Genomic DNA, 23759 nt, shown 5'->3' with positions numbered 1-23759 from the left:
TCGCAGCGTGAGACGGTTGGTTGTGCGCATAGTCGGGATAAACCTGTACCCCGTGAAGTCCACCCGTGCCCGCGCCGTGGACCGCGCGCGGGTGGAGCACTGGGGCCTGGCCGGCGACCGGCGGTGGGCCGTGGTCGCGCCGGACGGCGAGCCGATCACCGCGCGGCAGTGCCGCGCCCTCTTCACCGTCACGGCGGAAAACCTGCCCGGCGACAGCCTGCGGCTCACCGCGCCCGGCGCACCGGACCTGGTGGTGCCCCGGCCGGAGCCGGTGCACGACGTGCCCGTGGGGTTCATCAACCTCGACCACGCCGCCGCGGGTGGCGACGCCGCCGACGAGTGGCTGACCGCCACGCTGGGCCGTCCCGCACGCCTTGTGTGGCTGGCCGACCCGACCGCGCGCGCCGTGCCGTCGGACGTGGGCGGGCTGCCCGGCGACGTGTACCAGCTCGGCGACACCGCACCGATCCACGTGGTCACGCTCGGCTCCCTGCGCCGCTTGGACGACTGGATCGCCGAGACCGCCGTCGAGCGCGGCGAGGAGCTGCCCGAGCCGCTGGAAGTGGGCCGTTTCCGGGCCAACGTGGTGGTGGAGGGCGCACCCGCCTTCGCCGAAGACGACTGGCAGCGGCTGCGCCTCGGCCCGGTCGACTTCCGCGTCGCCGGACCCTGCGGGCGCTGCGTGATGACAACGATCGACCCGGACAGCCGCGAGGGCGGCAAGGAGCCGATCCGCACGCTCGCCCGGCACCGCCGGTCGGGCGGATGGGCCTGGTTCGGCATCCAGCTCGTGCCGCAGACGCTCGGCGAGATCGCGGTGGGCGATCCGGTCGAGGTGTTGCACCCGTAGCCAGACGCTTTTACAAACCAACCGATATGCCCCGGTCCGCGCCAGTTGCGGACCGCATGCTCCCGCGGGCACCGCTCCGGCCGGCGGCTCGCCAGGGCTCGCCGAAACCCCGGCCTCCGCTGCCGGGTCCGCGGCGCAAGACCGAACGGGGTCGCGGTCAGGCCTGTGCCGGTTCGGAAGGCTCGGGCGGGGTGGCCGGGCGGTGGAGGCAGCCGGCGGTGATGGCGGCGGCAGCGGCGAGCTGGATGACCGGGATCAGCGCGAAACCGAGCGCGGGCGGGTCGAGCGTCGCGGCGAGCGAGGGCGCGGCGGTGTTTCCGGTGCTGTAGCGGAAGCCGGGTTCGAGGAAGGCGTCCCCGCCGTCGAGCGGCTCGTAGAAGGGATAGAGGTAGACGCGGTCGAGCACGTCGCCGAGCAGCGCGACGGCCGCGAGCCCGAGCAGAGCCAGGCCGGCCCGCAGGACCCACGACGAGACGCGGCTCGCGACAAGGAAGGCGAGCACGGCCACGAGCAGCGGTGGCACGGCCGCCAAGACCGGCGGAAACCCTTCGCGGTGCCACACCTCCACGGCCGCGTAGGCCACGGCGACGCCGATGCCCACCACCGCCAGCGCGATGCCGGCCCGGGTGCGCCGCTTCGGCAGGAAGAGCGCGGCCAGCGCGAGACACGCGTACGCGATGAGCACCGGCGCGTCCTCCCGCACCGCCTCCGCCGCGACGTCGAGCGCGCTCTGCCGGGGCGCCTCGCTGAGCGCCACCCACCCGAAGCCACCGGAGTCCACTGTGGAAAACAGGGCACCGGCGGGGAGCACGATCAGGATGACCAGGCCGGCGCCGAGAGCGAGCCGCACGCGCAGCGGGGCGTCGCGGCCGGCGACCGCCAGGTAGGCCGCGAGCGCGACCCAGGCGAGCAGCTCCGCGGAGGGCAGGAGCGGCGTACCGAAGAGCTCACCGACGAGGTGCGTCACCCCGAAGCCGGCACACGCGAGCAGCAACCATCCCCGTATCGACACCCGCGTATGCTGCCACACCGGAGCCTCACTCAAAGGGGGCGTACGGCCTTGAAAACCTCGTCGACCACGTAGTCGAACTGGCGGTGCGTGCCGGGAATCGACACGTACAGCACGGCGGCGGTCGGCTTGCCCACGTCGATCACCGCGACGCCGGCGAGCTCGTCCTTTGCCTGCAGCCCCGACCGGTTGAAGTGAAGCCGGAAGATCGTGAGCCACGCCGGCCGCCCGCCGAGCGTGGTGCGCTCGTCGCGGTGCAGGTCCATGGTCGTGGGCTGCGGGTAGTACTCGGCGCGCACGTCGGCGGCGACCTGGCGACCCACGCACTCCAGGTTGATCGCGACCGCGTCGTTGTCCGCCGCGGGCACGGCGGCCGACAGGATCGAGGCGTGGTACGTGCCGCCGGAGTACGTCTCGGTGATGAAATGCTGCCCCACCTTGTACGGCACCTCGAGCGTGCCGGCGTTCCACACCCTGTTCCACGCGACCCAGGGCGCTCCGTAGGCCGGGTAAGAAATGCCGGCCTCCTCGTCGTCCGTGCGCGCCCCGCTCGGTGGCGGCCCGGGGTCGACGGGCTCCGGCTCGGTGAGTCCGCTCGGCGCGGGGCAGGCGCGGGCGAGCGGAGGCCGCACGTCGGACGGGCCGGACGGCTTGTCGCCGAACGATTCGACGCCGCCCGAAAGCGTGAACGCGAGCACCAGCACCAAGCCGATGACGAGCATCCCGCCGGCCGCACCGGCAAACCACCACAGCCGCCGCCGCTCCCGACCCCGATCTGCCGGCGGCGCCGGTGGTGGCGGGGCGGCCGGCGGCGGCAGAGCCGGCGTCCCGATCCTGGTCACCGTGCCCGCACCCCACGGCTGCGGGTCAGTGTTGGCAGGCATGCCTCCCAGTGAACACCACCAAGGCGCGACGCGGGCCCCAGGGCCCCCAGCCGGCGCAGCCGTGGGCCGAGGTCAACGGTGGCGGGTCAGCCGGCCTCGACCGCGACTCCCCCGGTGCCCGGGCCGGGTCGCTGCGGAGAGTGCATCTCGACCACCGCACCACCCCCGGCGTCGGCGGGCGTCGCATACCAGGGTGCGAACGCCGCCACCACGGCGAGTAACAGGCCGACCAACGCGAGCGCCAGCACGACGAGGATCTCGCGCAGCGCCCCCGTGCCCGCTCCGGTCATGACCACCCTCTTCCCCAATGAACCGTTTCGATCTCAAGCAGCCGGCTCCGGCGCCCCGATTTCGTGATTACGAACCGCTGGCCCGCAACCAAGATCGAAAGTGGTTCATTGCCCCTACAAGACAGGATCGGGCAAGCCGCGTCTCGATACAGTCGCCCATCGGACGCAAATCAATGAACTCCCGGGTCTAACGGAGCGTGCTCACGGTCGAAAGCGCCCCCGGGACGGCCCGGCCGAGTCGCCCAGCACGCAGGGTGACGAAGGCGGCACCGGCGAGCGCCACGGCGGCGGCCAGCCAGCCGTACACGTACCCGGCCGAGGCGGCCAGCCGGGAGATCGCCAGCGCTCCCACGAAGCCGCCCAGCTGTTGCCCGAGCGACATGACCGAGACGAGCGTGGCCCGCTCCCGCTCGCTCACCCGCTCGTGCAGTGCCTCGGCCGCGAGGGGGCCCGAGGGTCCAGAGAGGACGTACGCGCCGAGGTAGGCGACCGCGGCCAGCGCGAAGCCGCCGATCCCCGCCGCCGCCAGCGCGATGGCACCCAGCGCCACTGTAGACAGTCCAGTGCAGACGGCGGCGACGGAGAGCGGGGCCGAGCGGCCCACCCGGCACAGGGCCGGCGCCGAGGCCGCACCCGCCGCCGTGCCGAGGAACGCGCCCGCCGCCAGCAGCCCGTAGGCGGCCGCGCCGCGCTCGGCGCCGCCGAGCAGGTTGGCGAACTGGAGCGGGGACAGCGTCTCCAGCGTGTTGATCGCCAGGCCGAACGCGGCCGTGCGCAGGACCAGCAGTCTGATCACCGGGTCGGCCGCTGCCAGCCGTACACCGAAAGAGATCTGGGCGGGCACGGCCCGGAAGACCGCGCGCAGGTTGACCGCCGCGGGCCTCGGTGGCTCCTTCATCAGCGCGGCGTGCGCGGCCAGGCTCACGGCCGCGACACCGGCGGCGGCCAGCGCGGGCACCGAGATGGGCGTGATCAGGCCGTCGTCCGGGAGGCCGCGGAAGGCCTGCGGGATCGCGCCGCCGACGATCGCCGCTCCGCCGAGCCCGACGCACTCGACCGCCCAGCCCCACGAGATGCCGCGGCGCAGCGGCGCGGTGGGGTCGGCGGCGCGGACGGTGTCGACGTACCACGCTTCGACCGGGCCGGAGCCCAGCGCGCGGCCGATCGCGGAGCTGACCGCGGCCACCGCGAAGTGCCACCACACCTGCGCGAACGCGGCGATCAGCGGAGTCGTGACCAGGAAGACCGAGGCGATCAGCATCGTGCGTCGCCGCCCCAGCTGGTCGGCGAGGCCGCCGGTGGGCAGCTCAAGCACGACGACGAGTCCGGAGTAGAGGGCCATGAGCAGGCCGATGGTCGGCAGGTCGATGCCGCGCACGGCGTACAGCAGGACCTGCACCGGCAGGATCAGGCCGGTCGCCGACCACCGCAGCCCGGTCAGCAACAGGTAGCGGCGCTGCGCCTGCACGGCGGTGATCACAGCGGCACGTCCTCGAACGGCAGCAGCTGCTGGTAGACGGCGACGTGGCGGACCGGCTCGCCGGGCTCGGCGGGTGGCGGCTGGGTGCGGTACCGGTCGAAGACCTCCATCAGGTCGCGGTCGAGCTGCGCGAGCTGCGAGGGCGTGAGCGCCAGGATGTTGTCGAAGAAGCCGCCGGTCGACTCCCACTGCTCGTCGAAGCGCTCCTCGCCGGCGGCCCACCGCTGGTACTGGTCGACGGCCTTGAGCAGCTGCCGCCGCCCGAGCGCGTCGCTGATCTGCCGCCACTCCGGGTCTGACGAGCCGTCGGCCCGCCGCCAGCTGGTGACCGCATGGGTGGCCCGCCACCGCTTGTCCCGCCGGTTGGGCTGGTGGGGATCTTCCTCGACGAAGCCGTAGCGGGCGAGCTGGCGCAGGTGGTAGCTGGTCGAGCCGCTCGACTCGTCGAGCCGCCGGCCGAGCTGGGAGGCGGTGGCCGGGCCCTCGTAGCGCAGCAGGCCCAGGATCCGCGAGCGGATGGGGTGCGCGACGGCGCGAAGCGTCTCGGTGTCGTGGACGTTCGGCTCGTAGTACGGCTTCACCATGCGTCTCACCGTACGATCGCAAAGACTTTTTTGCAAAATTTCCTTTGCGTTGGTACTGGATGGCACGATGAGAATGTGATTCCTCTCGATCTTGCTATCCGGCTACGAGAAGCCGGCCTTGCTTGGAAGCCGGCGACCGGAGACCGGTTCGCGATACCGGACCGCGACCTCGACGACGTGTTCGTGCTCAGCAACATGACGGTCGAGGTGCACGACCTGCCCGAAGGGCAGATCATCGGCTTCAACGGCACCACCGAGTGGGCGCTGGACGATGTGGAAAAGGACGAGGCCATCTGGCTGCCCCGCGAGGATCAGCTGCGAAAGATGCTCGGCGGGACGTTCCGCCGCCTGGAGCGCAATGGCGTCGGCCATCGGGTGACGATCGAGGTGCTTGGCGCCGCGCAGGAGTTCACCGCCGCGGAGGCCGCCGAGGCGTATGGCGAGGCGCTCCTGCACCTGATCCAAGCCGCCCGCTGAGCCCCTCAGACAAGATCAAATGTCAGGGGGTCGCCGTATTATTCGAACATGCGTACGAACAACGGGGACCACGAGTGGAACCGGCGACCCTCAGGCGACAAGCTCACGCTCCAGCGGCGTGCGGAAGCGGGGCGTGACCCGCACGCTTCCGATCCACTCGGTGAGGCGGGCCGCGCTCGCCTCCACCGCGACGGCCACATCGCGACCGACGTCTTCGAGCAGCCGGTAGACGACCTCGCCGGTCGACCGCTGCGCCCAGCCGCCCACGATGCGGCCGTCCCACCACACGGTCGGGCCGACGTTGCCCGACCTGTCAAAGAGGGCGGGCCCGTGCTCGCCGAGGTACCAGGAGCGCTCCTGCCAGCCCATCGGCGTCGGGTCGAGGGCGGGGAGCAGGGAGACCGCCGGGTCGGGCGCGGCCACCGGCTCGGCGTCGTCGGGCAGCAGCAGCCCGGTGGTGCCGCCGAGGTCCACCTCGACCGGCCGCACGGCGGTGAGCGCCTGCTTGACCTGGCCGGCGGTCCAGCCGGTCCACCACTTGATGTCGGCCGCGGTGCCCGGGCCGTAGGCGGCGAGCCAGCGGCGCACCAGCGCGGCGCGCGCCTCCTCGACGGGCACCTCCGCCATGCCGCCGGGCAGCCACGCCTCGACCGGCGACCAGCGGTACTGGCTGCTGATCCACGAGCCGCGCGGGCGGCCGCGCACGATGCGACCCTCGGCGGCCAGGAGAAAGAGCACCCAGGTCGTGATGTTGATCTTGGCCTCGTAGGGCTTGCCGACCGCCATCAGCACCTGAGTGCGGAGCCGGGGCTCGTCGGCCGAAAGCTCGGCGCCGGTCGCCTCGCCCCGCGCGACAAGCGCCGCCACGGCGGCCTCCTCCACCTCCTTGAGCCAGGCACCGTCGCCCACCCCGGCGTCGACGAGGATCTGGGTGTACTTGCGGCGTTGCACCACGGCAATCGCGTCGGTGGTGGACGCCTGCACGATCGGCGCCAGCTCCACCGGCACGACAAACATCGTGCGCCGCATGCCCAGCATCCGCACCAGCGACCGCTCTTCGTAGAGCGCCCGCTCGATGTCGTCGACGCTCGACGGCGCGGTGCGCGCGTGCAGGGAGAGAAAGACCGACGCCGGGTCGGTCGAGTGCAGCGCCACCACACCGCGGGCCGCCTCGGTCGGGTCGCCGGCCTTGGCGCCGTCGGCCAGGTGATGGCGCACCTGCAGCCGGGCCCGCCGCTCCCCGACCTCGACCTTTCTCACGGTGCCTCCCCCACGGGCACGGAGGTCAGCAGCGCGGCGAGCCCGTCGGCGTTCAACAGATCGGCCGGACGCACCGTCACCCCTTCGCGCACATAGTGAAAGGCGGCCCGCACATGTTCGACCGGCACACCAGCGAGCTCGGCCCACGCCAGGCGGTATGCGGCGAGCTGCACCGCCGCCGCCTGAGCCTCCACACCGGACGGTTGACGGCCGGTCTTCCAGTCGACCACGTCATAGCGCCCACCCGGATCGGCGAAGACCGCGTCCATGCGGCCGCGCACCACCACACCGGCGATAACGGTAGCGAATGGGGTTTCCACCTCGACCGGCGTGCGATCCGCCCACTCGCTCGCCAGAAAGCGCTCCTGTAGCTCGGCCAGCGCCTCGTCCGGCGCCGCGTCCTCGTCCGCGGCGCCGGGCAGCTCGTCGACATCGAGCAGCCGGCTCGCGCCGAAGCGCTGCTCCAGCCACAAGTGAAAGGCGGTGCCCCGCCGGGAGTAGGGATCGGGTCGCGAGGGCATCGGCCGGCGCAGCTGCCGCGCCAGGCCTTGCGGATCGCGCCGGAGTGTCACCAGCTGCGAGACGGAGAGGTGGCCGGGCAGCGCGATCTCGGTGGGCTCGTCGCGGCGGGCCAGCCGGTCGCGCTCGGCCAGCAGCATGTCGACCTCGTGGGCCCACCCCTCGGCCTGTGGATCCAGCTCGGTCTCGGGCTCGGGCGGGGCATCCTCCACGATGGCCGCCATCCGCTGCCGCACCAGCGCGGCCGCGTCGGTCATCGCCGGCCGTCGAGGGCCGAGCGGATCCGACGGCCACTCCGCGGTCGCGACGACCTCGGAGGTCGGGTTGGCCGCATCGGGCGCGGGCTCAGGCTCCCACGCCACCACCGCGCCACTGCCCGCGAGGCACTGGTCGCGGATCTCGGTGAGAAAGACCGACGGGCCGCGCGGCCTCTTCACCCCCTCGCCCCACCAGAACCCCGAGCAGAGCAGCAGGCGCCGCGGGCGGGTGACCGCCACGTACGCCAGACGCCGCTCCTCGCGCTCGTCGTGTGCCGCCCACTCGTCGTTGAACGCTTCGACCGCCGCGGCCACGGCGCGCTGGTCTTCCGCCTCCTCAAGGTCGAGCCGGGGCAGCCCGCCGGCGTCGCCGCGGAGCGGGAAGGGGAGCACGCCGAGGCCCTTGAGGTAGTGGTCGGAGGCGCGCACCGGCCCCGGCCACACGCCCTTGGTCAGGCCGGCGACCGAGACGACGTCCCACTCCAGGCCCTTGGCGGCGTGCGCGGTGAGGATCTGCACGGCGCCCTCGACCACGTCCACCTCGCCCGGGGAGAGCCCGCGCTCCTCGTCTTCGGCCGCGGCGAGAAACGCGAGGAAGCCGCCGAGGGTGCCGCCGTCGGTGTCGCGGACGAAGCGGGCGGCCACGTCGCCGAGCGCGTCGAGGTGGCCGCGGGCCAGGCCGGCGTCGGCGCCCGCCCGCACCGACACCTCGACGTCGAGGCCGGTGGTGCGCTCCACGTCGGCGATCAGGTCGGGCAGCGGCTGGTCGAGGCGGTGGCGCAGGAGGGCCAGCTCCCGGCCGTACGCCCGGAGGCGGGCGTAGCCCTCCGCCGAGTAGGACTGGGGCGGCCCGGGGTCGGCCAGTGCCTCGACCAGGCTCGACTCGTCGAGGCGGTCGGGCACGATCTCCGGCTCCTCCGGCACGGGGGCGAGGCCCCGGCGGGCGGCCGCGATGCCCCGCGAGCGGCGGTACAGGGCGACGAGGTCGCGGGGCCCGATCCGCCAGCGGGAGCCGGTGAGCAGCCGCAGCAGCGAGGCGCCGTCGGTCGGGTCGGCGAGCACCCGCAGCGTGCAGACCACGTCGCGCACCTCGGCGGTGTCGAGCAGGCCGCCCAGGCCGACGACCTCCACCGGCACGCCGCGGGCCCGCAGCGCCGCCTCGATCGCCGGGATCTGGCTGCGCAGCCGCACGAGCACGGCGCTCGTCGGGCGCTCCTCGACCGGGATCTGCTCGGCCAGCGCGTCGGGCAGGCCGGCGGCGGCACGCCACGCCTTGAGCATGCTCTCCGCGATCCAATCGGCCTCGTCGGCAAACGACTCGAGCAGTGCACAGTGGACGGCCGCGCCACCGATCCGCGCCTCGACCCGGGCGGCGGCGGTCAGCTCGGCCACCTTGGCACCGGCCGCGCGCAGCGGCGTGGACAGCGCGTTTGCCACGCCGAGCACCTCGGGCCTGTTGCGCCAGCTGGTGGTGAGCGTCCGCTCGGTGCCACCGAACTCGGTCGAGAACCGCTCCAGCGTGCCCGCGCTCGCCCCGCGCCACCCGTAGATGGACTGGCACGGGTCGCCGACCGCGGCCACCGGATGCCCCTGCCCGAACAGCGACCTGAGCAGCACCACCTGCGCGTGGCTCGTGTCCTGGTACTCGTCGAGCAGCACCACCTTGTAGCGCTCGCGCTCGATGATGCCGACCTCGGGATGGTCGCGGGCGACGAGCGCGGCGCGGGCCATCTGGTCGCCGAAGTCCATCGCCTCGAAGTCGTTCTTGCGCGCCTCGTACGCCCGGACGAGCGGCAGCAGCTTGAGCCGCACCTGCTGCCGGACGAGCGCGTCGCGCACCGCCGCGGCCACCTTGCCCGGCCGTGCCTGGACGTCGGCGAAGAACCGACCCGTCCACGCGGCCAGCTCGTCGGTGGTGACCAGGTGCTCGGCCAGCTCACTCGCGAGCTGTAGCACGGCATCGGTCACAGTGGACGGCGCGAACGGCACGTCGGACATGTCGCCGTTGTAGTTGCGCACGAGCAGGTCGACGATCTGCCAGCGGGACGCCTCGGTGAGCAGCCGCGCCGACGGCTCGAACCCGGCGCGCAGGCCGTGCTCGACCACGACCCTCGCCGCGTACGAGTGGTAGGTGGCCACGGTCGGCTCGCCGGCCAGCAGCTCCTCGCGGCCGAGCCGGCGCACAAGCTGCCCCAGCCTGGTGCGCACGCGGTGGGCAAGCTCGCCGGCCGCCTTGCGGGTGAACGTGAGGCCGAGCACCTGCTCCGGGCTCGCGTACCCGTTTGCGACGAGCCACAACACCCGCGCGGCCATCGTCTCGGTCTTGCCCGAGCCGGCACCAGCGACGACGAGCAGCGGCTCCACCGGCGCCGAGATGATTGCCGCCTGCTCCGGCGTCGGCGCGTGCAGCCGCAGCATGGAGGCGAGCTCGTGCGGCGTGTAGCGAGGGCCGGCGGCGGCGTGCGTCGTCGTCGCGGGGAAGAGCTCGAGCGAGGTCACGGCTCCACCACCTGGCGCCCCTTGCCGGAGATGGGGCAGCTGGTGCGCACCGGGCAGACGCGGCACCGCGAGTTGGCCACCGCGTGAAATGTGGAGGCGGCCATCGTCTCGGCCGTACGCCGTACCAGCGCGCCGGCCCAGCCCTCCTCCCCTCGCTGAGCGCGGCCTGGCCCTGCTCCTTGGCCTCCTTGGTGGGGGTGCCGAGCTGCACCAGCGCGGCGCCGCCGGACTCGTCACCGTGCTCCTCGAACGCGCCCGCCTCGACCGCCGCCTGGTATGCCGCCAGCTGCGGGTGCTCCGCGAGCTCCGCCTCGGTCACCGCCGCGGACTTGCCGGTCTTGAGGTCGATCACGACCAGACGGCCGGACTCGTCGACCTCCAGCCGGTCGACCCGCCCGGTGAGGTCGATCGGGCGCAGCGGGTCTGCCAGCCGCACCGCGAACTCCTGCTCGATCGCGAGCAGCCGCCGCGGGTTAGTGGCCAGCCACCGCAGCAGCTTGTCGACCATCGACTCGGCGCGCGCCTGCTCGGCGCCGGCCAGCCACCGTGCGGCCAGCTCGATCGCGTCGAACCGCCCCGTGATGTACTCCACCAGCCGCTCGCGGTCGACGGCCGCGTCTTCGGCGAGCATCGCCGCCGCGTGCACGAGGTTTCCCACGCCCTGCGCCGGGCCGGGCGGGGCACCGCCGCCGTGCCGCTCCAGCAGCCAGCGCAGGCTGCACCGCAGCGCGCTCTCCATCGTGGACGGTGTGACCTTGACCGGCTCGCCCTCGTCGACCAGCGGGCGGTCGTCGGAAAGCTCGCGCAAACCCCACCAGTCCTGCGGGTGCGCGCCGGGCACACCGGCCAGCGCCAGGCGCGCCAGCTCGTTGGCTGCCGCGCGCTTGCGGGATGCGGGCGCGGTCGGGTCGGCCACCGCCGTGCGCAGCTCGGCCACCAGCGCGGGCAGCGTGAGAGCCCGGGGCAGGCGCCCGACCGGCACCTCGATCGGCCCCCGGTCCTCGGCGCTGTCCACTTCGGACTCCTCCGATGGCAGCAGCTCGCTCAGGAAGCGGCTCGGCTGCTCCTCGTGGTCACTGCCGCCCACCGCGGCCGATGCCACCGCTGTCACCAGCAGGCGCCGCCGGGCCCTCGTGGCCGCCACGTAGAACAGCCGCCGCTCCTCGTCGAGCAGCGCGGAGGTCTGCCCCACCAGCGAGGCCGCGACGCCGGTGCCGTCGGCCCGGCCGGCAAGCACGTCGACAAGGCGCTCGGAGCCGAGCAGGCTGCCGCGCAGCCGCAGGTCGGGCCAGATCCCCTCCTGCACGCCGGCGACGACAACGACGTCCCACTCAAGACCCTTGGCCGCGTGCGCGGTGAGCAGCCGCACCGCCTGCCCGCGGTCGGCGCTCGGCGCGATCGTGTCGGCCGGCAGCTGCTGGCCGAAGACGTGGTCGAGGAACACCTCGGTGCGCGCGCCGGGCAGCCTGTCGACGAAGCGCGCGGCGGTGTCGAAGAGCGCCACCATCGCGTCGAGGTCGCGGTCGGCCGCCACGCCGCGCCACTGCAGGCCCCGCTCCTCGCCCGGGTCGCCGACCGGTCCGCTGCGGGCGGTCAGCCCGTACCACCTTTCGGCCATGCCGCTGGCCCGCCACACCGCCCACAGCACGTCTTCGACGGTCGCGGCCGGTGCTGCCGCCGCCTCCCGCGCGGTGGCCAGCAGCCCCGCGATGGCCTTGGCGGGCGCCGCCCACCGGCGGTCGATCGCGGCCAGCTCGGCCGGCTCGCGCAGCGCGTCGACCACCAGCTCGCCCGAAGGGCGCGGGTCGCCGGCGGCGAGCGCGAGTGCCCGCAGCCCCTGCCGCAGCCGCCGCTCGCCCAGCGGGTCGATGCCGCCGAGCGGCGAGTGCAGCAGCACGACGGCCGTCTCCTCGTCGAGCCGCTCGGGCTCCAGGGCACACCGCAGGAGCAGCAGGAACGGGGCGACCGCCGGCTGGAGGTGCAGCGGCAGGTCTTCGGCCTGGGTCACGGTCGGTACGCCCGCCGCGTGCAGGGCCCGCTGGAGCGGCGCGAGCTGGAGGTGGGTGGAGCGGACCAGCACGGCCATCCGCGACCACGGCACCCCGTCGAGCAGGTGGGCCTGGCGGAGCGCGTGCGCCACGTACCCCGACTCGCTGGTGCCGGACCGGAAGCTGCGCACCTCGACGGTGGCCGCGACCTCGGCGGCCGGTGCCTGCCGGCGATGTCCCGCCGGCCCGCGGAGGCGGCGGGCGAGCCGCCCGGTGGCCGCGAGCAGCTCGCCGCCGGTGCGGTAGTTGGCGTGCAGCGTGACGGTCGGCGCCACCGCACCCGACACCGTGCGGAACCGGTGGGTGAACGTGCTGACACCGCCCGGGTCGGCACCGCGGAAGGCGAACGTCGAGGAGTCCGGATCGGCGAAGGCCACCACCGGCTTGCCCCCGCCGGCCACAAGGGACAGCAGCTCGACCTGGGCCGGGTCGGTGTCGGCGAGCTCGTCCACATACACATACGCCAGGCGGGAGCGCTCGGCCTCCAGCAGCACCGGGTCGTCGGCGAACATCCCCACCGCGGCGCGGATCAGCTCGGCCGGGTCGTAGCCGACCGAGCCGCGCGTGGTGGCGTCGCGGAGGGCGAGGACCGACACGTACTCCCGGAGGAAGGTCGCGGCGGCCGGCCAGTCGGGGCGGCCGAGCCGCTCGCCCAGCTCGGCCAGGTGTGCCGGCGTGACCCCGCGCTCGGCGGCGCGCTGCAGCAGGTCACGCAGCTGCTGCGCGAAGGCCCGCGTGGGCAGCGCCGGGCGCAGCCCGACCGGCCACCTCTCCTCCGCCTCCGCGAGCAGCTCGCGGATGACGAGATCCTGCTCGGGACCGGTGAGCAGCCGCGGCGAGGGCTCGCCACGCTCGGCGGCGGCACGGCGGAGCAGGCCGAACGCATACGCGTGGAACGTGCGCACCAGCGGCTCGTGCACGACCCGAGGGCCAGCGACGCGGGCTTCGATGCGCTCGCGCAGCGACGTGGCCGACCGGCGGCCGAACGTCAGGACCAGGATCCGCTCGGGGTCGGTGCCCTCCTCGACGCGGGCCGCGACCGCCTCGACGAGCGTGCGGGTCTTGCCGGTGCCGGGCCCGCCCACCACGAGGAGCGGCCCATCGGTGTGTCCGACGACATGCCCTTGCAAGGGATCTGCGAGCCGCTCCGGCACGGCCTCGGCCGGGCGGCGGACCAACCGGTACGCCTGCACGCCGCCCATCGAACCACGGCCGTACGATATTTTCGCCGCTGGTCCTCGCGTCGCGGGTCCGCGACGCGAGGACCAGCGGTCAGAGGGGAGTCAGGCGTTATTCCAGGCGGTCCTCGATCGCGTCCAGCGCGGCGGGCACCGTGTCGGCGACGATCAGCAGGTCGAGCGCTTCCTGGCGTACGAAGGACGTGCTGGCCAGGCCGCGCAACCACTCGACAAGCCCGGTGTAGAACCCGTTTTGGTTGACGATCGCGACCGGCTTGCGGTGCTGGTCGAGCATCGCCGTGGTCAGGACCTCGAAGAGTTCGTCCAGCGTGCCAAGTCCACCCGGGAGGGTGAGGAACGCGTCCGACTTTTCGATCATCAGCCCCTTGCGGCTGAGCATGCCGTCGGTGACCACCAGCTCGTCGGAGGCCGTGTCCGCGATCTCGCGGTCGACCAGCGCCTGCGGGATCACACCCACCGTGTACGCCCCGCCGGCCCGGGCACCGTCGGCCACGGCGCCCATCATCCCGACGCAGCCGCCGCCGGAGACCAGCGTGTGGCCGCGCCGGGCGATCTCCCGCCCGGTGGCGTCGGCGAGGTCGAGCCACCGCTGCTCCAGGTGCCGGGACGAGGCGCAGAAGACACAGATCGCGGCCACGTCACTCCCTCGCCTGCTCGGCCGCCTCCGCCTGGGCGGCCGCGGTCTCCTTGAGGGCCTCCTGCTCGGCGGCGAGCGCGGCCTCGGCTTCGACGATGTACCGCACGGCGTCGTCGACGTCGTCGGTCACGCACATCAGGTCGAGGTCGGCCGGGCCGATCTTGCTCTCCGCCTCCATTGTGCCGCGCAGCCAGTCGAGAAGGCCGCTCCAGTACGCCGAGCCCATCAGCACCACGGGGAAGCGGGTCACCTTGCCGGTCTGCACCAGCGTGAGCGCCTCGAACAGCTCGTCCATGGTGCCGAAGCCGCCGGGCAGCACGACGAACGCCTGCGCGTACTTCACGAACATCGTCTTCCGGGCGAAGAAGTACCGGAAGTCGATGCCCATGTCGACCCACTCGTTGATGCCCTGCTCGAACGGCAGCTCTATGCCCAGCCCCACGGAGAGCCCGCCGGCCTCGTTGGCACCCCGGTTGGCCGCCTCCATCACGCCCGGCCCCCGCCGGTGATCACCGCGTATCCGGCGCGGGCCAGTGCCGCGCCCAGCCGCTGGGCCATCTCGCACTCGGGGCTGTCCGGCTTGCTGCGAGCCGAGCCGAAGACGCTGACCGCGGGCGGCAGATCGGCGAGCGTGTCGAACCCCTCGACAAACTCGGACAGGATCCGCAACGCACGCCACGCGTCCTTCGTTTTCCACTCGGCACGCTGGCGTGAGTCGAGGAGCCGCTCATCGGCGGTACTCCGCGGGATCGCCTCACGACGCAGTGTGACTGCCCCCGATGACGCTCCGGACCAGGAATGCGGCCACGGTTTATGTGGTTCATGGAATCAACCGTAGTGGTCTGGGACTCGTACTAAGGGATGCAACCAAACCAGCGCGACAGGCGTCATACCTAACACATACTGGGTATCCACGGAACGGGGAGGGGACGACCGTGATGACCCGAAACGAGATGATTAAACTCCGCCGGCAGATGCAGCGGCGGATCCGGGACGTGGTGGCCGAGCGGCGTCAGGCCGCCAACCAGCGCTCGACCGGCGCCTCCGAGTCCGAGACGTCGCAGGTCAAGGTCGGCTAGCTCAGCCAGCGGTGCAGCGTCGCCGCGCCGTCGCGAATCTTGCCGATCTCGACGTGCTCGTCCGGGGCGTGCGCCAGGTTGGGGTCGCCGGGGCCGAAGTTCAGCGCCGGTATCCCGAGGGCGGCAAACCGCGCGACGTCCGTCCAGCCCAGCTTCGCCACCGGCGCCTCGCCGACAGCGGCGAGAAACTCCCGCGCGGCGGGCGCGGAGAGACCGGGCAGGGCGCCGCCCGACGAGTCCACCACCTCCAGCTCGAAGCCGTCGAAGACCTCGCGCACGTGCGCCAGCGCTTCGGCTTCGCTCCGGTCCGGCGCAAACCGGTAGTTGACCTCGATCTCGCACAGGTCGGGCACGACGTTGCCGGCGACGCCGCCACGGATACGCACCGCGTTGAGTCCCTCCCGGTACGTGCAGCCGTCGATCGGGACGGTCCGCGGCTCGTACGCCTCCAGCCGCCGCAGCACCTCGCCCGCCGCGTGGATCGCGTTGATCCCCCGCCACGAGCGGGCCGAGTGCGCCCGCCGGCCGGCCGTGCGGACGATCGCCCGCAGCGTGCCCTGGCAGCCCGCCTCCACCACGCCGTACGTCGGCTCGAGCAGCACCGCGAAGTCGGCGGTGAGCCACTCCGGGTGGGCGGCGGCGACAAGGGTGAGGCCGTTGTACTGGGAGTCGACCTCCTCGGCCTCGTAGAAGAAGTACGTCACGTCGAAGCGCGGCTCGGGCACGCTCACCGCCAGGTGCAGCGCGAACGCGACGCCCGACTTCATGTCCGCGGTACCGCAGCCGTAGATGAGGTCACCCTGGATGGACGCCGGGAAGTTGTCGTTGAGCGGGACGGTGTCGAGGTGGCCGGCGAGCACGACGCGCTGCGACCGGCCGAGGTCGGTGCGGGCCATCACCGTGTTGCCGTAGCGCTGCACCGACAGGTGGGGCGCCGCCCGCAGTACCTCCTCCACGCAGTCGGCGATCTCCTTCTCGTGGAGGGAGACGGACTCGATGTCGACCAGCGCGCGGGTGAGCGCGACCGGGTCGGACATGACGTCGGGGGTCAGCGGGTTCGCCATGTCAGGCACGGTACCTTTTCGTCATGCAGAGTTTGCCGGCCTGGGGCCTCGGACTTGCCACCGTTACGACCGATGACCAGGTGCTTGACGCCTGGTTCCCTGCGGGCAAGCTCGGCCTGGGCGTAGCGCCGGCCGACGAGACACCCGTCACGGTCGTCGGCGAGCGGTCGCTTTCCCTGCTGCGCACCGTGACGGTCCGCACGGAGATCGGCTCGCTGGAGGACCCGCCGAAGGACACGGCGGATGCGTACCTGCGACTGCACCTGCTCTCCCACCGCCAGGTCCAGCCGAACGACATCAACCTGGACGGCATCTTCGCCGTCCTGCCGAACGTGGCCTGGACCTCGGCCGGGCCCTGCCCGCCGGACTGGGTCGACGAGCTCCGCCTGATCGAGCGCTCGGCCGGCCGCCACCTCACGATCTACGGGATCGACAAGTTTCCCCGCATGATCGATTACGTCGTGCCCTCCGGCGTGCGGATCGCCGACGCCGACCGGGTGCGCCTCGGTGCCCACCTTGCCTCGGGCACCACTGTCATGCACGAGGGCTTCGTCAACTTCAACGCCGGCACGCTCGGCGCCTCGATGGTGGAAGGCCGGATCAGCGCCGGCGTCGTCGTCGGTGACGGCTCCGACGTCGGGGGCGGGGCGTCCATCATGGGCACCCTCTCCGGCGGCGGCAAGGAGCGCATCCGCATCGGGGAGCGCTGCCTGATCGGGGCCAACGCGGGCATCGGCATCTCGCTCGGCGACGACAGCGTCGTGGAGGCCGGCTGCTACGTGACCGCCGGCTCGAAGGTGACCCTGCCCACCGGCGAGATCGTCAAGGCGGCCACGCTCTCGGGCCAGCCGGGTCTGCTCTTCCTGCGCAACTCGGTGACCGGTGCCCTGGAGGCCCGACCCCGCAAGGGCACCGGCATCGAGCTCAACGCCGCGCTCCACGCGAACGACTGAGCCGGCTTCCCCGGGCCTCTCGACCCGGGGAAGCGGTCATCTCACTTCAGTCGGTACGCGTGCACGACCGTCTGCGTCACGGTGTTGCCACCCGAGTCGGTCGCGCTGGCGCGCAGCGAGACGTAACCGGCCGCGTCCGGGTGCTTCACCGAAGCCACCCATCCGTTGCCGTCGCGGCGCAGCGGTGCCTTGAGCCAGGTCTTGCCGTCGTCGTACGACACGTCGACGGTCAGCGACTTGACCTTGCCGGCCGGCGCGCCGAGCTGCCGCTGCACGCTGACCGGGATCTGGAACGACCGGCCCGCCGGAGCCGCGTTGTCGGCGTCGAGGCGCGGCGTGAACCGTACCGTCGACACCGGCAGCCGGGCGAACACGTCATCGCCGGGCACGTGCGCTGAAGGGAACGTCCACACGCCACGGACCTCGGTGGTCAGGTCGCCGACGCTGCGGGTGTCCGCGACCTCCAGGCGGTAGTCGGCCCGCTCCGGCGGCAGCTCGAAGAAGCCGAAGCCGGAGTACTCGGTCTCACCGACGAGCTCGCCGCCGCGGTAGAGCGCGGTGCGGGACGTGTCGGTGCGGGAGTAGCCGGCGTGGCCGGCCCCGTCGCCGTAGAGCGGCAGGTCGACGATGAGGAAGTCGCCGGTCCGGCTGACCCACTGCTCCGGCCACATCTGCGTCGGCAGCCCGGGGCCGAACGGCCCTTCGTGCCACGTGTCCTTGTACACGTGGCCGGCCCGGTACTTCGTCGGCCCCTGGAACAGCACTTCGTAGATCTCCGGGAACTCCTCCGGGTCTTCGCTCGGCTTGCTGATGTCGAGCTCCGGAGACCACCGGACGCCGCGGGCGTACACGTACTCGGTGCGGCGGCCAGGCAGGTCGGTCGGGACGATCGCCGCCGAGCCGCCGATGTTGGGCTCCATGGCCGGGAAGAGCATGCGCTCGCCGTACAGGTCCTCGGGCGCCGTGCCGAACTCCGACCGCAGCGTCGCCAGGTCCGCCTTGCGCACGTCCTTCTCGTACCCGCTGGGCAGGCGCCCGACGAAGCCTTCGGCGATCGCGTAGAAGTACGGCGTGTTGGCGATGTCGCCCTCGGCGCCCTCCTTGGCCCACTGGCTGCCGATGCTCGACGTGAAGCCCTCACCCCGCGCCCCGACGTGCAGCGTGGTCAGCTCCTTGAACGAGCTCGCCCACAGCGACACGCCGTAGCCACCCTCTTCGATCTCCTGGTTGAAGGAGAGGTCGATGAGGACCGGCACCGCCATGCGCTCGGGCACCGTGGTCTTGACCGGCTTGCCGTCGCGCGCGTCGAACGTCACCGAGATGTCCGAGGTCACCTCGAACACGGGCCGCACCTGGAGCGACGCCGCCGCCTCGACGTCCTCGCCGCGATCGGTGAAGATCACCGCGGAGAGGTTGTACCGGGCCTTGGGCACGCGCACCGTCGACGTGCCGTCCTCGTCGAACAGGTCGATCCACACCGGCTCGTCCAGCCCCAGCAGGCTCGCCCCGCCGAGGCCGGTCGGGTTGCCGTCGTGGTCGATCAGCGTGACGGTCACGTCGTAGCTCTCGACCTCCTTGTTCACGCCCAGCGGCGTGCGCACGGCGGTGGTGCCCCGGTCGCGACAAGGTGCCCGAGTAGAGCCCGTCCGGTCCCGCGACGCGGGTGTCGGAGGTGACGCTCACCTGCGCCTGCCCGCCGGCGGGCACGGTCAGGGTGGTGGCGCTCGGCGTGAAGAGCCCGGCCGGTGCCGGCTCGCCGTCCGGACCGGTCGCGGCGACGGCCAGGTTGAGCGTCAGGTCGGCGGTGCCGCTGTTGTGGTACGTGACGGTCTTCGTGACCGGCGCGTCGTCGTTGTGCGGCCACAGTGGCCGTCCATAAGAGAGGCTCACCGGGTCGGTGGTCACCGACTGGGTGATCGCGCGGGCCACGTCGACGCGGCCGGCACCCTGCTCGTACGCGGTGAGCGACGGGTTGGGCTTTGCCGAGGCCATCAGCGTGGACTTGAGGCTGCCCGCCTTCCAGTCCGGGTGCTGCTGCGCCAAGAGCGCCGCGGCGCCCACCACGTGTGGCGTGGCCATCGACGTGCCCGACGCCGTCGTGTAGTGCTCGCCGACCGTCTCGCCCATCGCGGTGCCGGCGGCCCGGGCGGCCACGATGTCGACACCCGGTGCGGTGATGTCGGGCTTCAGCCCGTCGTCGCCGATCCGCGGCCCGCGGCTGGAGAAGTCTGCGAGCTCGTCGGACTTGTCGACCGCGCCGACCGTGAGCGCGGCCTCCGCGCTACCCGGCGACTCGACCGAGCCGTCGGAGGAGCCGCTGTTGCCCGCCGCGACGACGAAGAGCGTGCCGTGCGCCGCGGTCAGCGTGTTGACGGCTTCCTCGATCGGGTCGATCTCCGGGCCGTCGAAACCGCCGATGCTGAAGTTGACAATCTTGGCGTTCTTTTCGGCGGACGCCCACTCCAAGCCGGCGAGTATCGCCGACTCGGTGCAGAAGTTGGTCTCGCAGACCTTGCCGGACAGCAGTGTCGCGTCCGGCGCCACACCCTTGTACTTGCCGCCGGAGGCCGCGCCGCTGCCCGCGATCGTGGACGCGACGTGCGTGCCGTGCCCGACGGTGTCGCGCTCGTCGGCCGCCTCGCTGAAGTTGCGCGACTCGACCACCTTGCCGGCCAGGTCGGGGTGTGTGGCGTCCACACCGGTGTCGAGCACCGCCACGGTCACGCCTTCACCGGTGTAGCCGGCCTCCCACGCGGCCGGCGCGCCGATCTGCGGCACGCTCTGGTCTAGCGAGACCTCACGCTTGCCGTCCAGCCAGATCTTGTCGAAGCCGCGGCCCGCGGTCAGCGTCGCCCAGAGCTTGGCCGCACTGTCCTTTTTGGCCGCCACCGCGGCACCGTCCACGACGGACAGCTCGCGGGTGACCTGGGCACCGGCGGCGGATAGCGTGCCGGCGGCCGAGCGCGCGCTGACCGCGCCGTAGCGCACGACGAGCGGAATCGAGTCGCGCACGGCGTCGTGGTAGCCCGCGCGGACCAGCCCGCGCACGTCGAACAGGCGCCGGTCCAGCCTGCCGGCGCGGATGAGCGGCGCGGCGTCGCTCGGTATCACGAACAGCGAGTCGCGGTCACGGTGGACGGTGAACCGCACCGCGTCACGGCCCTTGCCCGGCTGGACCGCGACGCCGTCGGCGACGGCCGAGGCGAGCGTGATGCGGTCACCGGTCAGCAGCGTCACCGTGACGCCCTTGGCAGATCTTGCGGCCGCTCCGGCCGCCTCCGCGGCACCCGAGGGTGCCGCCCACCCGGACTGCGCTCCACTGAGGACGAGCGCTGTCGCGAGTGCGGTGCCTAAGAACTTCCTTCGGAGTCGCAACGCAACCTCCTTCAGAGGCGTCTATATAGACGCCTGGCCCCGTTTCAATGGGGCCATAATTACATACCGAGTATGTATTGCACAGCCCTAGGAGAGCGCAAATCTCGGACCCGATGGACCCCAGGATGAGGCTGCGGTTCGACGGAAAACACTGGGCTTTTCCCTAGAAGATTTGCTCCGCACCACCCGGGGAGCCCGGGCCGGTCGCGGCTACTTCGGGGAGATCGCGGCGACCTCGGCGTCCTCGGTGTCGTGCTCGAAGCGGAGCCAGCCGGCCACCTCGTCGGGGGCGAGCGGCTGGGAGTAGAGGTAGCCCTGGCCGTACGGGCAGCGGATGACGCGGAGCAGGTCGCGGTCGGCCTCGGTCTCGATGCCCTCGGCGACGACCTCGAGGTTGAGCGTCTGCGCGAGCCGCACGATGCCGTCCACAATGGCCTGTTGCCGGGCGGAGGACGAGACGGTGGCGGTGAAGGTCTTGTCGATCTTCAGCACGTCGATCGGCACCTGCTGCAGGTAGCTCAGCGACGAGAAGCCGGTGCCGAAGTCGTCGATCGCGATGCGCACGCCCATCTCGCGCAGCCCGGTCAGGTCGAGCCACACCTGCTCGTCGTCGCGGAGCAGCAGGCGCTCGGTGATCTCCAGCATCAGGCGCTCCGGCGCCAGGTCGGCGTCGGCCAGCGCCTTGCGGACCTTGTCGACGTAGCACGGCACCCGAAACTGGCGGGCCGAGACGTTGACGCTCACGTACGGCGTGCCGGGCCAGGTGGTCGCCGCCGCGATGGCCTGCTGGAGCACCCAGTCGCCGATCGGCTCGATCAGCCCGGTCTCCTCGGCCACGTCGATGAACTCGTCCGGCGAGACCAGGCCCAGCGTCGGGTGCCGCCACCGCACGAGCGCCTCGAAGCCGACCGTCTCGCCGTTTTCGACGCCGACGATCGGCTGGTACGCCACCGTGAAGTTGAGATCGGCGACGGCCTGCTCCAGCGCCGCCCGCATCTCGATCCGCTGCAGCACCGCGCTGTGCAGGGCCGCCTGGTAGCGCCGCCACCGGCCCTTGCCCGCGCCCTTGGCCAGCCGGAGCGCGAGGTCGGCCTGGCGCAGCAGCTCGTCGACCTCGGACGCGTCGGCGGTGGTGGCCAGCCCGATGCTCGCCGAGCCGCTGACCGTCGCCTCGCCCAGCCGGAACGGCTCGGCCAGCGCGGCAAGCACGTCGGCGGCTATCTGCTCGGCCGTGGCGGGGTCGGCGACGCCGTCGATCACAGCCGCGAACTCGTCGCCGCCGACCCGCGCCACGGTTTGGTGGTCGCCCAACGTCGCCGCGATCCGCTGGCCCACCGCGGTCAACAACCCGTCGCCCGTGGCGTGCCCGGCGGTGTCGTTGACCATCGTGAAGTCGTCGAGGTCGACCAGGAGCACGGCGACACCGGCGCCGCCGGCCACCGCCTCGCGCACCCGATCGTGGAAGAGCACCCGGTTGGGCAGCCCGGTCAGCGCGTCGTGCAGCGCCCGGTGGCTGAGCTCGCGCTCCAGCCGGTCGCGCGTCGTCACGTCCCGCATCGTGATCACGAGCCCGCGCACCGTGCGGTCGCGGCGCAGGTCACGGCAGCTCACCTCGACCTGCACGCGGCTGCCGCCGGGGTGCTGCAAGCTCCACTGTGTCCAGTCGCTGGCCGACACCTGGCCGGACCGGGCCAGCTCCAGCGTCTGCTCGACCGCCGCCCGGTCGTCCGGATGGATCGCGTCCCACAGCATCGTGGTATCGCCGGGCTCGACGCCGAGCACGGCCCCGGTGGACGGGCTCGCGTAGCGGATCGAGTCGTCGTCGCCCACGATCAGGATCACGTCGGCGGTGCTCTGCACGAGCGTGCGGAAGTACGCCTCGCTCTGCCGCCGGTTGACCTCGTCGCCCAGCGCGATCCGCTCCAGCGCCAGCGCCGCCTGTCCGGCCAGCACCTCCAGCGCGTCGCGCAAGCTGTCCAGGATCGCCGCCTCGGCGGAGACGATGAGCGCGCCCACGCGGGGCGCGCCACCGGCCGGCGAGTCGAGCACGAGCGGGCACATCACCGCGCTCTCGAAGCCGCCTAACTGCTCGGCCAGGGCCGGATGCAGCATGCGCACCCTCAGCACGCGGGTGCGCCGGGCCGCCGCGGCGCCCCGCGCCCCCTGCGGCAGCACCGGCGGCACGATCGTGGGACCCCAGATGCTGACCGCGGTGGCCGGCACGCCGTCGGCGTGGTGCACGGCGAAGACCAGCCGGTATCCAGTGTCCGGCGGGATGAGCCGGGCCACCGCGGCGCGTACCGCCCGGTTGACCTCGGCCGCGTCGGTGGCGGAGACGAGCGCGGCCATTGATTCGCGCATCCCCCGCTCGCGGCCAACGGTGTGCCGGTGCGCGAAGATCGAGTCGGTCAGCCGGATCAGCACGGCGATGAAGACCACACCGGACGTGACCGCGATCAGCGGGGCGTCGCGGGTCTCGCCGCTGACCGACTGCACCAGCAAGGCGGTCGGCGGCACCAGCGCGGCGGCGCCCAGCAGGCCCAGCCACAGCGACTTGACCTCGCCGCGCCGCGCGTCGACCGGCGCTGTCAACCCGGCCATCGACGGGTGCAGCGCGGCCGCGCCCCAGGCCGCGTAGAACAGCCACCAACCGGTGTCGATCGCACCGCCGTTGATGTACCGACCGTCCAAACTGGTCAATCCGTACAGCACGTCGGCGGCGAGCACACCGGCCGAGCCGACGGCGAGCAGCACGACCGAGACGGTGCGCTGGTACGTGGCGAACAGCCGCACGGTGATCGCGAAGACGAGGAGGTTGCCCAGCGCGTACGCCGCGAGGGCCGACTTTTCGAACGGGGTCACCGCCGGCGAACGCAGCTCCGGGCCCAACCCGAACACCCACAGCGCCATCCCGCCGATCGTGGCGAACACGATCAGGTCGAGCATCCTCGATCGGTCGCGAATCGTCAGGCTCGCCCGCGTGAAGCCGTAATAGCCGGCAACGATCAATGGAAAGACGCTGAGATAGAGAATGTCCGCCAGAAGCGGCGCCTGACCAGCGGGATCAGCGATATTGAAAACAAGGTCGCCGGCGGCGAAAACCGCCATGCCGGCGGCGAGAAAACACCACGGCGCCCGGCGGCGCGGCTTGTGCCGGACCACGCCGAACGCGATCGCTCCTACACTGCTGACGCCGATCGCGGCCCAGAAGTACAGGTGAAGGGAAGGAAGCGCGAACGCACCAGCCCCCAGGACTGCCATCCACAGCCCATAGCAGGTCATGATCCGTCGAGCC

15 protein-coding genes and 2 pseudogenes are annotated in these 23759 nt (G+C 72.5%); 4 read left to right on the top strand and 13 right to left on the bottom strand.

Annotated elements, in window-relative coordinates; genetic code table 11:
* Nucleotides 1-7 precede the first annotated feature (7 nt).
* Nucleotides 8-850: an MOSC domain-containing protein gene (locus tag Phou_RS23435; RefSeq protein WP_281365049.1), complete on the top strand. Its 843-nt coding sequence runs from the start codon at nucleotides 8-10 to the stop codon at nucleotides 848-850.
* A gap of 157 nt (nucleotides 851-1007) precedes the next feature.
* On the opposite strand, the gene Phou_RS23430 is transcribed toward Phou_RS23435, so the two are convergent.
* From Phou_RS23430 to Phou_RS23410, 5 genes are all read right to left on the bottom strand, one after another.
* Complete coding sequence (locus Phou_RS23430; protein ID WP_173057958.1) at nucleotides 1008-1862, bottom strand: hypothetical protein; 855 nt, start codon at nucleotides 1860-1862, stop codon at nucleotides 1008-1010.
* Between the two features lie 29 nt (nucleotides 1863-1891).
* Nucleotides 1892-2743 carry a hypothetical protein gene (locus tag Phou_RS23425; protein ID WP_173057957.1) on the bottom strand — a complete coding sequence of 284 codons (852 nt, stop codon included), beginning with the start codon at nucleotides 2741-2743 and terminating at the stop codon, nucleotides 1892-1894.
* 86 nt (nucleotides 2744-2829) lie between these two features.
* Nucleotides 2830-3033: a hypothetical protein gene (locus tag Phou_RS23420; protein ID WP_173057956.1), complete on the bottom strand. Its 204-nt coding sequence runs from the start codon at nucleotides 3031-3033 to the stop codon at nucleotides 2830-2832.
* Nucleotides 3034-3220: 187 nt separating this feature from the next.
* Nucleotides 3221-4513 carry an MFS transporter gene (locus tag Phou_RS23415; protein WP_173057955.1) on the bottom strand — a complete coding sequence of 431 codons (1293 nt, stop codon included), beginning with the start codon at nucleotides 4511-4513 and terminating at the stop codon, nucleotides 3221-3223.
* Entirely contained in the window at nucleotides 4510-5097 is a 588-nt protein-coding gene (locus Phou_RS23410; RefSeq protein WP_173057954.1) for a winged helix-turn-helix domain-containing protein, read from the bottom strand. Before Phou_RS23410 ends, Phou_RS23415 begins: the two co-directional genes overlap by 4 nt.
* 75 nt (nucleotides 5098-5172) lie before the next feature.
* Here Phou_RS23410 and Phou_RS23405 point away from each other — a divergent pair, with 75 nt between their 5' ends.
* Nucleotides 5173-5574, top strand: coding sequence for a pilus assembly protein CpaE (locus Phou_RS23405; RefSeq protein ID WP_173057953.1), 402 nt, complete (start codon nucleotides 5173-5175; stop codon nucleotides 5572-5574).
* A gap of 90 nt (nucleotides 5575-5664) precedes the next feature.
* Here the strand turns inward: Phou_RS23405 and Phou_RS23400 are convergent, their stop codons facing one another.
* From Phou_RS23400 to Phou_RS23380, 5 genes and pseudogenes are all read right to left on the bottom strand, one after another.
* The gene (locus Phou_RS23400; protein WP_173057952.1) at nucleotides 5665-6834 is read right to left on the bottom strand and encodes a winged helix DNA-binding domain-containing protein; all 1170 of its coding nucleotides are present in this window, start codon (nucleotides 6832-6834) and stop codon (nucleotides 5665-5667) included.
* A complete protein-coding gene (locus tag Phou_RS23395) occupies nucleotides 6831-10109 on the bottom strand; it encodes an ATP-dependent helicase (protein WP_246273701.1) in 3279 nt (1092 codons plus the stop codon). The genes Phou_RS23400 and Phou_RS23395 overlap by 4 nt, the downstream gene beginning before the upstream one ends.
* A pseudogene (locus Phou_RS23390) lies at nucleotides 10106-13350 on the bottom strand (ATP-dependent helicase). Before Phou_RS23390 ends, Phou_RS23395 begins: the two are co-directional and overlap by 4 nt.
* A 97-nt stretch (nucleotides 13351-13447) precedes the next feature.
* Nucleotides 13448-13993 (bottom strand): LOG family protein, encoded by a 546-nt coding sequence (locus tag Phou_RS23385; RefSeq protein ID WP_173057951.1) that lies wholly within the window; start codon nucleotides 13991-13993, stop codon nucleotides 13448-13450.
* 1 nt (nucleotide 13994) lies between these two features.
* Nucleotides 13995-14817: pseudogene (locus tag Phou_RS23380) on the bottom strand (LOG family protein).
* Between the two features lie 114 nt (nucleotides 14818-14931).
* Between Phou_RS23380 and Phou_RS23375 the strand changes: the two are divergent.
* Nucleotides 14932-15072 carry a hypothetical protein gene (locus tag Phou_RS23375; RefSeq protein ID WP_173052367.1) on the top strand — a complete coding sequence of 47 codons (141 nt, stop codon included), beginning with the start codon at nucleotides 14932-14934 and terminating at the stop codon, nucleotides 15070-15072.
* On the opposite strand, the gene dapE is transcribed toward Phou_RS23375, so the two are convergent.
* Nucleotides 15069-16136: a succinyl-diaminopimelate desuccinylase gene (dapE, locus tag Phou_RS23370; protein ID WP_173057950.1), complete on the bottom strand. Its 1068-nt coding sequence runs from the start codon at nucleotides 16134-16136 to the stop codon at nucleotides 15069-15071. The two genes, Phou_RS23375 and dapE, sit on opposite strands and share 4 nt — an antisense overlap.
* Nucleotides 16137-16159: 23 nt before the next feature.
* Between dapE and dapD the strand changes: the two genes are divergently transcribed.
* Nucleotides 16160-17089 carry a 2,3,4,5-tetrahydropyridine-2,6-dicarboxylate N-succinyltransferase gene (dapD, locus tag Phou_RS23365; protein ID WP_173057949.1) on the top strand — a complete coding sequence of 310 codons (930 nt, stop codon included), beginning with the start codon at nucleotides 16160-16162 and terminating at the stop codon, nucleotides 17087-17089.
* Between the two features lie 1137 nt (nucleotides 17090-18226).
* Here the strand turns inward: dapD and Phou_RS23360 are convergent.
* Both Phou_RS23360 and Phou_RS23355 read right to left on the bottom strand, forming a co-directional pair.
* On the bottom strand, nucleotides 18227-20464 hold the full coding sequence (locus Phou_RS23360; protein WP_246273700.1) for a S8 family serine peptidase: 2238 nt from the start codon (nucleotides 20462-20464) through the stop codon (nucleotides 18227-18229).
* Nucleotides 20465-20674: 210 nt separating this feature from the next.
* The gene (locus Phou_RS23355; RefSeq protein WP_173057948.1) at nucleotides 20675-23725 is read right to left on the bottom strand and encodes a putative bifunctional diguanylate cyclase/phosphodiesterase; all 3051 of its coding nucleotides are present in this window, start codon (nucleotides 23723-23725) and stop codon (nucleotides 20675-20677) included.
* Nucleotides 23726-23759 lie beyond the last annotated feature (34 nt).

Origin of the sequence: Phytohabitans houttuyneae, from assembly GCF_011764425.1 — a bacterium.
Taxonomy (GTDB): domain Bacteria; phylum Actinomycetota; class Actinomycetes; order Mycobacteriales; family Micromonosporaceae; genus Phytohabitans; species Phytohabitans houttuyneae.
Note: the sequence above shows the minus strand (reverse complement) of the source record. Positions and strands in the feature narration are given on the sequence as shown.